Here is a 12,364-nt window from a genome sequence, read left to right as displayed (position 1 = left end):
GAGTTCCTCCCTTTGCCTACGAGGTGAGCTGTCGGATTCGGGTGGGAGACACCCGGCCGCAGAACGCACGCGCTCTGACGACTTAACCCCAAGGACCCGGATCACCGGGACCGAAAGTGGTTCCCCCGCTTCTGCCAAGCAGTTTCTGTGTAGAGGCCACGGGCACCGGCAGAATTCGGCGATGTGCTCCGAGGGCGCCGATCCGACCAGTGATCGGCACGCGTTGAACAGTACATGACAGATTACGGAAGTGTCACGTTTTGATCACGACAGATAACAGCCGGACAACGCCTCAAGTTTCAATGCTATGCCATTGAGACGCGTGGGACGATCAATTCGCACCTGTGACGAGCTGTGCAGTGCCTTCGAGCGCCCTGACAATCCGCCTGTCACCAGGGAAGCCGCGCCTCCGGGGTCCGGCCCGGGCCGGACTGGCCGAAAGTGGCTTGTGAACGTCCCCACACCCGGGACGAACCGTCCGCCGCCCCGCTCCGGGAGACGGCGGCGCCTCAGGGAGCGAGGACGCGGATGGCCGCGGCGGTGCGCAGGTCGATCTCCGCGGACCGCCCCGTGGCCGCCACCTCGATGCGCACGAGCTGACCATCCACCCGGGCCGTGACCTCCGCCCCGGTGAGCACTCCCACGTCGCTCAGCACGCCCAGGAGGTCCGCGTCCGCCTGGACCACCTCCGGCAGCAGCGCCACGGTGTGCGACCCGTCCGGGTCGTGGCGGGCGGCGTCGAGCAGGGAGGGGTGCGCCGCTGCGGGGCTCTCCTCGACCCCGAGGGCGGCCAGACCGGGGATCGGCGTGCCGTACGGCGAGTACCGGGGGCTGTGCAGCAGGTCCACGAGCCGCCGCTCGACCTGCTCGCTCATCACGTGCTCCCACCGGCACGCCTCGTCGTGCACCTGGGCGAGGTCCAGGCCGATGACGTCGGCGAGCAGCCGCTCCGCCAGCCGGTGCTTGCGCATCACCTGCACCGCACGCTCACGGCCGGCAGGGGTGAGCAGCAGCGACCGGTCCTGGCCCACCGTCAGCAGCCCGTCCCGCTCCATCCTGGACACCGTCTGCGAGACCGTGGGCCCGGAGTGGTCGAGGCGCTCGACGATCCGCGCCCGCATCGGCGTGATCCCCTCCTCCTCGAGCTCGAGGACGGTCCGCAGGTACATCTCCGTGGTGTCGATCAGGTCGCTCATGCCTCAGTCATCCTTCGTCCGGCCGTCCCGGCCCGGGGATCCCGCCCGGTCCGGTCTTCCCGCACGAGCTTAGTGCGCGCGCCCTCCGGCCGCCCGGAGGGAGGAGGCGCCCGCGGGGCCCGCCGTCCGCGGGTGGGGCAGAATGGGCCGAGTCGCGAACGGCGCGAGCGGCCTCCGCGGCGGCCGTGCCCGTCGCGCACCACCCGCCGCACGTCACCCACGAGGGAGCGCCCGTTGCCCGCACACGTCACCATCCCCCAGCACCTGTTGCCCGCCGACGGCCGCTTCGGCGCCGGCCCCTCCAAGATCCGCCCGGCACAGGTCGAGGCCGTGTCGCGCGCCGGGGCCGGCCTGCTCGGCACCTCCCACCGTCAGGCGCCGGTGCAGGAGCTCGTGGGCTCGGTGCGCGAGGGCCTCGCGCAGTTCCTCGGCCTGCCCGCCGGCCACGAGGTGCTCCTGGGCCTCGGCGGGGCCACCGCATTCTGGGACGCCGCCGCGTTCGGGCTGGTCGAGCGGAGGGCCCAGCACCTGGTGTTCGGGGAGTTCGGTGCGAAGTTCGCCCAGGCCACCGACGGCGCACCGTTCCTGGAGCCCTCCTCGATCGTGGAGTCCGCCCCCGGCACCCGCCCGGAGGCCCGGGCGGAGGAGGGCGTGGACGTCTACGCGTGGCCCCAGAACGAGACCTCCACCGGTGTCGCCGCGCCCGTGCACCGGCCCTCCGGGATCGCGGACGACGCGCTGGTGCTGGTGGACGCGACCTCGGCCGCCGGGGGGGTGGCCGCGGAGGTGGCCGCGGCGGACGTCTACTACTTCTCCCCGCAGAAGAACTTCGGCTCGGACGGCGGACTGTGGCTGGGCGCGTTCTCCCCCGCGGCGATCGAGCGGATCGAGCGGATCGGCGCCTCCGGGCTGTGGGTCCCCGACTTCCTGCGGCTGACCACGGCGCTGGAGAACTCCCGGAAGAACCAGACCTACAACACCCCGGCCCTGGCCACGCTGGTGATGCTCGACGAGCAGGTCCGGTGGCTCAACGACCAGGGCGGCATGGCCTGGGCCGCGGCCCGCACGAAGGCCTCCTCGGACCTCGTCTACGGGTGGGCCGAGGCCTCGTCCTTCGCGTCCCCGTTCGTGGCCCGCCCCGAGGACCGCTCCACCGTGATCACCACCGTGGACTTCGACGGCGCCGTGGACGCGGCCGCCGTCGCGGCGGTGCTGCGCGCCCACGGCGTGGTCGACGTCGAGCCCTACCGCAAGCTGGGGCGCAACCAGCTGCGGATCGCCACGTTCGTCTCCATCGAGCCCGAGGACGTCGCCCGGCTGCTGGCCTGCGTGGACCACGTCGTCGAGCAGCTCCGCGGAGGAGCCGGGCGCTAGCCGGAGTTCTCGGGCGCGGAGCGCTCCGCGCGCAGCCGCAGCCAGACGACGAAGCCCACCAGGGCCCCGCCGAGTCCCGCCGCCACGGCGACCCCCATGCCCCAGCGCGCCCCGAGGGCGTCGGTGATCCAGCCGACGACCGGCGCCCCGATCGGGGTGCCGCCCATGAAGATGGCCATGTAGAGGCTCATGACGCGCCCGCGCATCACCGGCGAGGTGGTGGACTGCACGTACGCGTTGGCGGTGGTCATGATGGTCAGGGAGGACAGCCCGCAGGGGACCAGCCACAGCGCGAACAGCGGCAGGGTGGGCGCCGTCGCCGCGCCCAGGCAGCTGAGGGCGAAGACGGCGCTGCCCCCGTAGACGTAGCGCAGCCGGGCGCTGCGGCGCCGGGCCGAGAGCAGGGCCCCGGCCACCGTGCCGACCGCGAGCACCGAGTTGAGCAGCCCGAAGGTCTCCGAGCCCCGGCCGAACTCGGGTCCGGCCATGGCGGCCAGGAAGACCGCGAAGTTCAGCCCGAAGGTGCCGATGAGGAAGATGGTGACCAGCACCGCCACGATGTCGGGGCGGCCGGCCACATAGGCCAGCCCCTCCCGGATCTGGCCCCGCCCCCGGCCGGAGCGCGGCATCCCGCGCAGCTCGTCGGCGCGGATCGCCAGGACGGCGGCGAGCATCGCGCCGAAGGTCAGCGTGTTGAGGAGGAACACCCAGCCCGAGCCGATGGAGGCCACGAGCACGCCGGCCACCGCGGGCCCGATCATCCGCGCGGCGTTGAACGAGGTCGCGTTCAGGGCCACGGCGTTGGAGAGGTAGGCGTCGTCGACCATCTCCGAGACGAAGGTCTGGCGCACGGGGGCGTCGAGGGTGGAGACGACGCCCAGGGCGAGGGCGAAGCCGTAGACGTGCCACAGGGTGGCCGCGTCGGCCAGGACCAGCGCCCCCAGACCGGCCGCCAGCACCGCCATGGCCGTCTGGGTCCACAGCAGCAGGCGCCGCCGGTCGAGCCGGTCCGCGAGCACGCCGGCCCAGGGCGCGAGGAAGAGCTGGGGCAGGAACTGCAGGGCCGTCACCACGCCCATGGCGGTGGCGTCGTGGTCCGAGAGCTCGTCGAAGACCAGCCACGACTGGGCCGTGCGCTGCATCCACGTGCCGATGTTGGACACGAGCGCGCCCAGGAACCACAGCCGGTAGTTGCGGAACCGGAAGGACCGGAACATCCCGCGCGCGGGCTCCGGGGCCTCGTCCGTCCTCGCGGTCCCCGGCGGGACGGTCAGAGCTCCTCGCCCTCCTGCGGCGGGACCGGCCTGTCCTCGGCCCGGTCACCGGACGCCGGCTCGCCGTCGGAGGCGCCGCCGGAGCCCTCGGGCCCGCCGGCCGCCGCGGTCTCCCCGGCCTCGTCCTCGGCCCGGTCCTGCTCCTCCTGGGCCTTCTCCTCGGCGCTGACGCGGGCGGACCACGGGACCCACTCGGGCGCCAGCAGGGCGTCCTCCCCCGGCAGCAGACCGACCTCGCAGACCGTCACCGCCTTGCTGCGCGGGGCGCGGGCCAGGCTCGCGAACCAGTTCCAGCCCCGGTACCCGGGCAGGGTGCACTCGAAGTGGTGGACGACCAGCCGGTCCTCCTCCACCGTCACCCGGTGACCGGCGCCGATCTGCGAGGGCTCCGCGATCTGCTCCACCCCGGCGCGAGCCGTGGCGACGTCGGCCACGAGCAGGGGGTCCTGCTTCGGGGCCCGGCGACGACGGGGCGCCGCTGCCACCGGTGCCGCCTGCTCGGGCGCCGGCGGCACGGCCTCGGCGGGCGCGTCCTGGACGGTCTCCTCGGTCACTGCTGGTCTCCCTCGGGTGGGTGCCGGCGGGGGCCGGCGGGTGGGTGCTCGGGATCGGTGGACGGCAACGGCGCGGCGGCCTCAGACGTCCAGGTTGTCGGCCACCGTGCGCAGGATGGCCGCGATCTTCTTCCCGTGCGCTGAGTCGGGGTAGCGGCCCCGGTGCAGCCCGTTGGACATCTCGTCCAGGAGCTTGATGAGGTCCTCCGTGATGACCGCCATCTCGTCGGCGGGCTTGCGGACGTTCTTCGCGACCGACGGGGTCCGGTCGAGGATCCGGACGGAGAGCGCCTGCGCGCCGCGCCGCCCCTGGGCCACCCCGAACTCCATCCGCGTGCCCGGCTTCACCGTGGTGGCACCGGAGGGCAGCGCCGAGGAGGGCAGGAACACTTCCTGGCCGTCGTCGGCCGCCAGGAAGCCGAAGCCCTTCTTCGCATCGAACCACTTGACCTTGCCGGTGGGCACGCTGTCTCCCTCGTCCTCGTGTTCGTGGAGGGGCGGCCCGTCGGTCCCTGCCGCCGAGCCACCCTGTGGAACCTCCCATTCTAGCCCTGCTCCGGGGGCGGGGACCGCCGGGGCGCGGTCAGCGGCACACCGTTGCGCTCGGTACCCTGGAGGCATGCCTGCCTCCGACGACCGCGCGCCCGCGCACCGCACCGCCCGACGCCCCGGGATCGACGTCCTCGGCGTCTCCGCGGTCGTGCTCGGCCTGGTGTGCGCCGTGTGCCTCGCCCTGCTGCTCGTGCTCACGGCCGTCGGGGCGGACCCCTGGGACGGGCTCACGGTGGTGCCGTGGTTCGCGTTCCCGGTGGCCTTCCTGCTGTTCTGCGCGGTCCTCGTGCGCTCCCTGCTGCGCCGCCGCCGGGCCTGATCCGTGCTCCCGGACGGGCTGCTCCGGGATCTCGCGTCCCGCTCCCCCGCCGAGCTGGGCGAGCTGCTCGCCGCCCGGCCCGACGCCGCGCGCCCGGGCACGGAGTTCCTCGAGGACCTCGCCGAGGCCCTGCTGTCCCGGGCGGGGCTGCGCCGGGCCCTCGACGCCCTCTCCCGGCCCGAGCTGGACGCCGTCGAGCGCGCCGTGCTGCTGGGCCCGCCGGAGGATCCCGCCGCGCGGCTGCTGGCCGGCCCGCCCTGGGACCGGCTGCACCGTCTGGGCCTGGTCCACCGGGACGACGACGCGCTCCGGCTCGTGCCCGGCCTGGCGGAGGCCCTCGGCCGCTATCCGGCGGGCCTGGGCCGTCCGCGGCCGGTGCTCGCCGCCCTCGCCGCCCGGCTGCGCGGCGGGGCCCCGGACGCGGCGGGGGCCGCGGCCCTGCCGCGCACCGCCGAGGACCTCGCGCAGTGGTCCGCCCCCGCGCGGGAGGTCCTCGAGCGGTTCCGCTCCCGTCCCGTGGGCGCTCTGCCGGACGCCCTGCGCCGTGTCGACCCGGCCGTCGACGCCGGTACCCGGCCCGTCGACTGGCTCCTGGCCCACGGCGTCCTCCTCCCCGTGGACTCCCGCCACGTGGAGCTCCCGAGGGAGGTCGGGCTGCTCCTGCGCGGGCCCGACCCGTGGGCCGCGACCTCCCCGGAGCCGCCGGTCGGGCCGGCCCTCCGGGTGCCCGACCGGCTGCGGGACAACGCCGCCGCGGCGGCGGTCGAGCAGCTGCTGCGCCGGACCGCGGCCCTGCGCGCCGAGCTGCGGGCCCGCCCGCTGACCACCCTGCGGGCGGGCGGGATCGGCGTGCGCGAGCTGCGCCGGCTGCGCTCCGCCCTCGGGATCGAGCACCCCGAGCTCGTCCGGCTCCTCGGTCTGGGCGAACTGGCCGGGCTCGTGCGGCTGGACCCGGACACCTCGGCCTGGCGCCCCGCGCCGGCGCCCTTCGAGGACGCCGAGCGCGCCGGCCAGTGGCGGCACATGGTCCGGTCGTGGCTGGCCTCCGACGTCGTCCCCTCCGCGGTGGGCCTGCCCCTCGCGGACGGCACGGTCGTCGGCGTCCTCACCCGCGGCACGCACGCCCCGGAGGCCCCGGTGGTGCGCCGGGCGCTGCTCGCCGCCCACGCCGAGCTCGCCGAGCGGGCGCCGGGGGGCCACGGCCCCGAGGACGTGCTGGCGCTCGCCCGCTGGCGGCGCCCGCGGCTGGCCCGCGCCCTGGACCGGTGGGGCCCGGGGATGCTGACGGAGGCCGCCGAGCTCGGCCTGGTGGGCGCCGACGCCCTCACCGAGCCCGGCCGGGCGCTCGCGGAGGACCGGCCCGAGGACGCCGTCCGCTCCGTGGCCGGGTGGCTGCCCGCGCCCTCGCGGACGGTGCTGCTGCAGAGCGACCTCACGGCGACGGCCACGGGCCACCTCGCCCCGGACGTGGCGCGCGCCCTCGACCGGCTCGCGGAGCCGGAGGGCCACGGGCCCGTCCCGCGGCACCGCTTCAGCGAGCGCTCCCTGCACCGGGCGCTCGACGCCGGCTGGACCCCGCCCTCGATCCTGGCCTGGCTCGAGGAGCACGGCAGGGGCCCGGTGCCCCAGGCCCTGGCCTACCTGGTCGAGGAGGCCGGCCGGGGGCACGGGCGGATCCGGATCACCCGGGCGGACTGGGTGCTCACCGGCGAGGAGGAGCTGCTGGAGGCGCTCGCCGGCTCCCCGGACCTCGCGGGGCGGCGGCTGCGGCGGCCCGCCCCCGGCGTGCTCGTGGTCGACGCCGGGGAGGAGGCCCCCGGCCGGCGCCGGGGACCCGCCGGCCGGGAGGGCGGGCTCCGGGAGCTCGCGGCGGCCGTCCGGGCCACCGGCACGGAGCCGGCCCTCGACGTCGCCCCCGCGGAGCCCGCGCCGCAGGTCCCCGCCGCGGACCCGACCCTGCTGCTCGAGGTGCCCGCCCCGCGCCTGCCCGTCCGCTCCGCGGAGGAGATCGAGGACCTGGTGGACCGGCTCACCGGCCGGGACCGCGCGCGGCGCCCGCCGGACGACCCGGCCGAGGACCTGACCGACGACCCGACCGACAGCGGAGGAGCCGCCACATGGGACCCCTGATCGTCCAGAGCGACCGGACCGTGCTGCTCGAGCTCGACCACGAGGACGCCGACGACGCCCGGCGGGAGCTCGCGGCCTTCGCGGAGCTCGAGCGCGCCCCGGAGCACGTGCACACCTACCGCATCACCCCGCTGGGCCTGTGGAACGCCCGGGCCGCCGGGCTGGACGCCGAGCAGGTGCTCGACGTCCTCCTCACCCGCTCCCGCTTCCCGGTCCCCCACGCCCTGCTCCTGGACATCGACGAGACGATGTCCCGCTACGGCCGCCTGGTGCTCGAGCAGGACGCGGTGCACGGGCTCGTGCTGCGCTGCCACGACGCCCCCGTCCTGGAGGAGATCGCCCGGCACCGGAAGATCGCCCCGCTGCTCGGTCCCCGCATCGACGGCTCCACCACGGTGGTGCACGCGAGCGCCCGCGGCCAACTCAAGCAGCTGCTGCTCACCGTGGGGTGGCCGGCGGAGGACCGGGCCGGCTACGTGGACGGCACGCCCCACCCCGTCGCCCTGACGGAGACGGACCCCGTGACGGGCGAGGCCTGGGCCCTGCGCCCCTACCAGCGCCACGCGGTGGAGAACTTCTGGGCGGGCGGCAGCGGCGTCGTCGTCCTGCCGTGCGGCGCCGGCAAGACACTGGTGGGCGCCGGGGTGATGGCCGCGAGCTCGACGACGACGCTCGTCCTGGTCACGAGCACGGTCTCGGCGCGGCAGTGGAAGGCCGAGCTGCTGCGCCGGACCACCCTGACGGAGGACGAGATCGGCGAGTACTCCGGGGCCGTCAAGGAGGTCCGCCCGGTGACGATCGCCACCTACCAGGTGCTGACGGCGCGCCGCGGCGGGATCCACCCGCACCTGGAGCTGCTCGACGGGCACGACTGGGGGCTGATCGTCTACGACGAGGTGCACCTGCTGCCCGCCCCCGTGTTCCGGATGACCGCCGAGCTGCAGGCGCGGCGCCGACTGGGCCTGACGGCCACCCTGGTGCGCGAGGACCACCGCGAGGGCGAGGTGTTCTCCCTCATCGGCCCGAAGCGCTACGACGCGCCGTGGCGGGAGATCGAGGCCCAGGGCCACATCGCCCCCGCCGACTGCGTCGAGGTCCGGGTGGAGCTGCCCCTCGCGGACCGGATGGCCTACGCCTCCGCGGAGGACGCCGACCGGCACCGCCTCGCCTCGTCCTCCGCGCACAAGCTCGACGTCGTGGCCCGGCTCGTGGCCCGCCACCGCGGGGAGCCGGTGCTCGTGATCGGGCAGTTCCTGGACCAGCTCGACGAGCTGGGCGCGCTGCTGGCCGCCCCGGTGCTCAACGGCAGCACCGGCACGGCCCGGCGGGAGAAGCTCTTCGCCGCGTTCCGGGCCGGGGAGCTGCCGGTGCTCGTGGTCTCCAAGGTCGCGAACTTCTCGGTGGACCTGCCGGAGGCCTCGGTCGCGGTGCAGGTCTCGGGGGCCTTCGGCTCCCGCCAGGAGGAGGCGCAACGCCTGGGCCGGCTGCTGCGGCCCAAGCACGACGGCCGCCCGGCGACCTTCTACACCGTGGTGGCCCGCGACACCGTGGACGCCGACTACGCGGCCCGGCGCCGCCGCTTCCTCGCGGAGCAGGGCTACGCCTACCGGATCGTCGACGCCGCCGCCGTCGAGGCCCCCGGCGAACTCCCCGAGGACCGGTGAGCGCCGTTCAGGCGGCATTCAGGGTGTTCCGAGAAAATGGGCGGCGTGAAGAACGACAACCCCGAAGCGAAACTGCTCGTCGTCGACGACGAGCCCAACATCCTCGAGCTGCTGGCCACGTCCCTGCGCTTCGCCGGCTTCGAGGTGGTCACCGCCGCCAACGGCCGTGACGCCCTGGCCAAGGCGGAGTCCGAGAACCCGGACCTCGCGGTGCTCGACGTCATGCTCCCGGACATGGACGGCTTCACCGTGACCCGCAAGCTGCGCGCGTCCGGGCAGCACTTCCCCATCCTCTTCCTCACGGCGAAGGACGAGACCGAGGACAAGGTCACCGGTCTGACCGTGGGCGGCGACGACTACGTCACCAAGCCCTTCAGCCTCGACGAGGTCGTCGCCCGCATCCGCGCGGTCCTGCGCCGCACGCAGCCCGCCGAGGAGGACGACTCCCGGCTGCGCGTGGACGACCTGGTCCTCGACGACGACGCGCACGAGGTGTTCCGGGGCGAGCGGGAGGTCGACCTGTCCCCCACCGAGTTCAAGCTGCTGCGCTACCTCATGCTCAACCCGAACCGGGTGCTGTCCAAGGCGCAGATCCTCGACCACGTGTGGGAGTACGACTTCAACGGGGACGCCTCGATCGTGGAGTCCTACATCTCCTACCTGCGCCGCAAGATCGACAACGACCCCGAGCTGCCCCCGCTGATCCACACCAAGCGCGGCGTCGGCTACCTCCTGCGCTCCCAGCACAAGAACCACTGACCCGGTCCCGGGATGCACACCCTGTCCTCCCGGTGGCGCTCGGCATCGCTGCGCTCGCAGCTCATGGTGCTCACGGGACTGCTCCTGGCGCTGTCCATCCTGGTGACGAGCTTCGTGGCGATCTCGGTGCTGCGCACCTCGCTCCTGAACGACATCGACCGCGGGCTGCGGGACTCCGTCCGGCCGGTCTCCACGGTGCTGGTCGCCGACATGGGCGGGGCGCAGGGCGTCCAGGTGCCGCACGCCGGGTTCCTGCTCGACGCCGACGGCGAGACCCTCGCCGAGGCGGTGCACACCCCCGAGGGCGTGCTCGAGCGGCGGCCGGACCTGTCGCAGGTCGACCTCGAGCACGTGCGGGAGAACCCCTTCGAGCCGACGACCGTGGGCTCCGTGGACGCCCCGGACCGCCGGTGGCGGGTGGTCGCGGCCGAGACGGAACGGCTGAACCTCGTGGTGGCGGTCGCCGAGCCGCTCGACGACATGAACGCGATGCTCAGCGCGGTGACCCTCCTGACGCTGAGCTTCGGAGTGGCGACCCTGTTCGCGGCCATGGCGGTCGGCTGGATCCTGGTCACCCGGGCGTTCGCGCCCCTGCACCGGGTGGAGCAGACCGCCGCCCGGATCGCCGAGGGCGACCTCTCCCAGCGCATGGAGGGCTACAACCGGCAGACCGAGATCGGCCAGCTCTCGGCGTCGCTCAACGCGATGCTCGGCCACATCGAGGACGCCTTCGACGCCCGCACCCGGTCCGAGACCAAGCTCCGGCGGTTCGTGGCCGACGCCTCCCACGAGCTGCGCACGCCCCTGGTGACCATCCGGGGCTACTCGGAGCTCTACCGGCACGGCGCCCTGCAGGAGCCCGAGGACGTGGCCGGGGCGATGTCCCGGATCGAGTCGGAGGCGAAGCGGATGACGCAGCTCGTGGAGGACCTGCTGATGCTCGCGCGCCTCGACGAGCGGCGGCCCGCGGAGAACGTCGACGTGGACCTGCTCCACCTCGCGTTCGACGCGGCCGGGGACGCCCGCGCCTCCGCCCCCGACCGGCGGATCGAGGTGGGCGGCCTGGGGGGCGGGGGCCCGGTCTCGGCATGGGTGCACGGCGACGAGTTCCGGCTGCGCCAGGTCGTGGCGAACCTCGTGACCAACGCCCTGCGCTACACCCCGGAGGGCACGCCGATCGAGATCGCGGTGGGCGTGGAGCGCTCGGTCGACGACTCCTTCAACGCCGTCCTGCAGGTGCGCGACCACGGCCCGGGCATCCAGGGCGAGGACGCGGAGCGCGTCTTCGAGCGCTTCTACCGGGCCGACTCCTCCCGCACGCGCGAGACCGGCGGGACGGGGCTGGGGCTGTCCATCGTGGCCGCGATCGTCCAGCAGCACGACGGCACGGTGCGGCTCACCGAGACCCCCGGCGGCGGGGCGACGATGACCGTGCGCGTGCCGGGCATCGAGCCCGCCGACGACGCCCCGGAGGTGTGAGCGGGCCCGTCAGGACTCGTAGGTGCCCTGGTGGAAGCGCAGCTGCCAGGGCCCCAGCTCGTTGCGGGAGTCCTCCCGGACCCACAGGGAGCTGCGCAGGCTCGTGCGGTCCCCCGCCGTGAGCCGGTAGACAAGGTGCACGGCCGCGGGGCCGAGCTCGGTGGCCTCCAGCACGTGCACGTCCACCGCGCCGAGCCCGGGTTCGCGGGGCAGCCGGTCGAGGACGTCCGCCCGGGAGCGCCACGACCCCGAGGCACCGACCTCGGCGAAGGCCTCGTGCAGCAGCTGGCCCAGCCGGCCCGGGTCCGCCCTGACCTCCGGGCGGAGCAGGTCCCGCTCGAGTTCCTGGACGGTCTCCCCCGCCGTGCGGCCGCGGGCGAGCTCCTCCTCGTGGGCGAGCAGCTCGCTCAGCAGATCGGGGTCGTGCCGGTCCTCGAACGCGCCGGGATCCGTGTCCTCCCCCGGCCCTGGGGCCTCCACCAGCGGCGCGGCGTCCACCGGCTCCGGGGCGTCCAGCAGCTCCCGGGCCGGGGTCCGGGTGCCCGCTCCGTCCGGGTGCCGGGCGGCGCCGTCGAACCCGGGTCCCTCGGGCGCGGGGCGACCGGTCTGGAACGCGGTGGCCACGGCCCGGGCACGGATGTCGGCGGCCTCGTTGAGCTCGTGGCCGGCGTGGCCCTTGACCCACTCGAAGCGCACGTCGCGGCCCGCCATCGCGGCGTCCAGGGCCTTCATGAGCTCCACGTTGAGGACGGGCTTGCCGTCCCTCTTCTTCCAGCCCTTCTTCTTCCAGCCGGGCATCCACTTCGTGATCGAGTTAATGACGTACTGGCTGTCGCACAGCACCCGCAGGGGCTCGTCGGGGCGGTGTGCCGTGGCCTCGAGCAGGTCCAGGACGGCCTTGAGCTCGCCCATGTTGTTGGTGCCGTGCGGCCATCCGCCGGCCCGCCAGGTGTTGTCGTCGATGTACCAGGCCCATCCCGCGGGACCGGGATTGCCCAGCGCGGAGCCGTCGGCGGCAGCAGTGATCGTCATGGCACTCATCTTTTCACGGCGCCCGGACGCC

The 12,364-nt window shown here is 74.6% G+C and carries 11 protein-coding genes and 1 riboswitch; of the genes, 6 read left to right on the top strand and 5 right to left on the bottom strand.

Translation table 11 applies throughout. From position 1 onward, the window contains the following. Window position 1: 1 nt before the first annotated feature. A riboswitch (cyclic di-AMP (ydaO/yuaA leader) is annotated at window positions 2-151 on the bottom strand. 358 nt (window positions 152-509) lie between these two features. Next, window positions 510-1,196, bottom strand: coding sequence for a metal-dependent transcriptional regulator (locus ACP7CD_RS12735; protein WP_109268834.1), 687 nt, complete (start codon window positions 1,194-1,196; stop codon window positions 510-512). Window positions 1,197-1,430: 234 nt separating this feature from the next. On the opposite strand from ACP7CD_RS12735, the gene serC reads away from it, so the two are divergent. Further along, window positions 1,431-2,570, top strand: a complete 1,140-nt coding sequence (gene serC, locus ACP7CD_RS12730; protein ID WP_426120329.1) for a phosphoserine transaminase — start codon at window positions 1,431-1,433, stop codon at window positions 2,568-2,570. Here the strand turns inward: serC and ACP7CD_RS12725 are convergent. The 3 genes from ACP7CD_RS12725 to ACP7CD_RS12715 form a co-directional block, all read right to left on the bottom strand. Further along, the gene (locus ACP7CD_RS12725) at window positions 2,567-3,787 is read right to left on the bottom strand and encodes an MFS transporter (protein WP_035926901.1); all 1,221 of its coding nucleotides are present in this window, start codon (window positions 3,785-3,787) and stop codon (window positions 2,567-2,569) included. The two genes, serC and ACP7CD_RS12725, sit on opposite strands and share 4 nt — an antisense overlap. Window positions 3,788-3,840: 53 nt before the next feature. Beyond that, window positions 3,841-4,398 carry a DUF3027 domain-containing protein gene (locus ACP7CD_RS12720; protein WP_426120328.1) on the bottom strand — a complete coding sequence of 186 codons (558 nt, stop codon included), beginning with the start codon at window positions 4,396-4,398 and terminating at the stop codon, window positions 3,841-3,843. Between the two features lie 81 nt (window positions 4,399-4,479). Next, window positions 4,480-4,863, bottom strand: coding sequence for a cold-shock protein (locus tag ACP7CD_RS12715; RefSeq protein WP_017832742.1), 384 nt, complete (start codon window positions 4,861-4,863; stop codon window positions 4,480-4,482). Between the two features lie 154 nt (window positions 4,864-5,017). On the opposite strand from ACP7CD_RS12715, the gene ACP7CD_RS12710 reads away from it, so the two are divergent. The 5 genes from ACP7CD_RS12710 to ACP7CD_RS12690 are packed head-to-tail and all read left to right on the top strand — an operon-like array spanning window position 5,018 to window position 11,301. Continuing rightward, window positions 5,018-5,269, top strand: coding sequence for a hypothetical protein (locus ACP7CD_RS12710; RefSeq protein WP_035926896.1), 252 nt, complete (start codon window positions 5,018-5,020; stop codon window positions 5,267-5,269). Between the two features lie 3 nt (window positions 5,270-5,272). Continuing rightward, window positions 5,273-7,399, top strand: coding sequence for a helicase-associated domain-containing protein (locus ACP7CD_RS12705; RefSeq protein WP_109268836.1), 2,127 nt, complete (start codon window positions 5,273-5,275; stop codon window positions 7,397-7,399). Then, window positions 7,387-9,063 carry a DNA repair helicase XPB gene (locus ACP7CD_RS12700; RefSeq protein ID WP_426120327.1) on the top strand — a complete coding sequence of 559 codons (1,677 nt, stop codon included), beginning with the start codon at window positions 7,387-7,389 and terminating at the stop codon, window positions 9,061-9,063. Before ACP7CD_RS12705 ends, ACP7CD_RS12700 begins: the two co-directional genes overlap by 13 nt. Before the next feature lie 36 nt (window positions 9,064-9,099). Then, window positions 9,100-9,822, top strand: coding sequence for a response regulator transcription factor (locus tag ACP7CD_RS12695; RefSeq protein ID WP_426120326.1), 723 nt, complete (start codon window positions 9,100-9,102; stop codon window positions 9,820-9,822). A gap of 12 nt (window positions 9,823-9,834) precedes the next feature. Further along, the gene (locus ACP7CD_RS12690) at window positions 9,835-11,301 is read left to right on the top strand and encodes a sensor histidine kinase (RefSeq protein WP_017832746.1); all 1,467 of its coding nucleotides are present in this window, start codon (window positions 9,835-9,837) and stop codon (window positions 11,299-11,301) included. 9 nt (window positions 11,302-11,310) lie between these two features. Here ACP7CD_RS12690 and ACP7CD_RS12685 read toward each other — a convergent pair whose 3' ends face one another. Beyond that, window positions 11,311-12,333, bottom strand: a complete 1,023-nt coding sequence (locus ACP7CD_RS12685; RefSeq protein WP_109222512.1) for an RNase H family protein — start codon at window positions 12,331-12,333, stop codon at window positions 11,311-11,313. Window positions 12,334-12,364: the final 31 nt, after the last annotated feature.

Origin of the sequence: Kocuria sp. LHG3120, from assembly GCF_049897445.1 — a bacterium.
Lineage (GTDB): Bacteria > Actinomycetota > Actinomycetes > Actinomycetales > Micrococcaceae > Kocuria > Kocuria rosea.
This window is presented reverse-complemented; position numbering and strand designations above follow the sequence as displayed.

Excerpts from the sequence above, each read along its gene's own strand:
- ACP7CD_RS12735 (WP_109268834.1), bottom strand. The coding sequence starts at position 1,196 with ATGAGCGACCTGATCGACACCACGGAGATGTACCTGCGGACCGTCCTC.
- ACP7CD_RS12725 (WP_035926901.1), bottom strand. The coding sequence starts at position 3,787 with ATGTTCCGGTCCTTCCGGTTCCGCAACTACCGGCTGTGGTTCCTGGGC.
- ACP7CD_RS12710 (WP_035926896.1), top strand. The coding sequence starts at position 5,018 with ATGCCTGCCTCCGACGACCGCGCGCCCGCGCACCGCACCGCCCGACGC.
- ACP7CD_RS12700 (WP_426120327.1), top strand. The coding sequence starts at position 7,387 with ATGGGACCCCTGATCGTCCAGAGCGACCGGACCGTGCTGCTCGAGCTC.
- ACP7CD_RS12695 (WP_426120326.1), top strand. The coding sequence starts at position 9,100 with ATGGGCGGCGTGAAGAACGACAACCCCGAAGCGAAACTGCTCGTCGTC.
- ACP7CD_RS12690 (WP_017832746.1), top strand. The coding sequence starts at position 9,835 with ATGCACACCCTGTCCTCCCGGTGGCGCTCGGCATCGCTGCGCTCGCAG.
- ACP7CD_RS12685 (WP_109222512.1), bottom strand. The coding sequence starts at position 12,333 with ATGACGATCACTGCTGCCGCCGACGGCTCCGCGCTGGGCAATCCCGGT.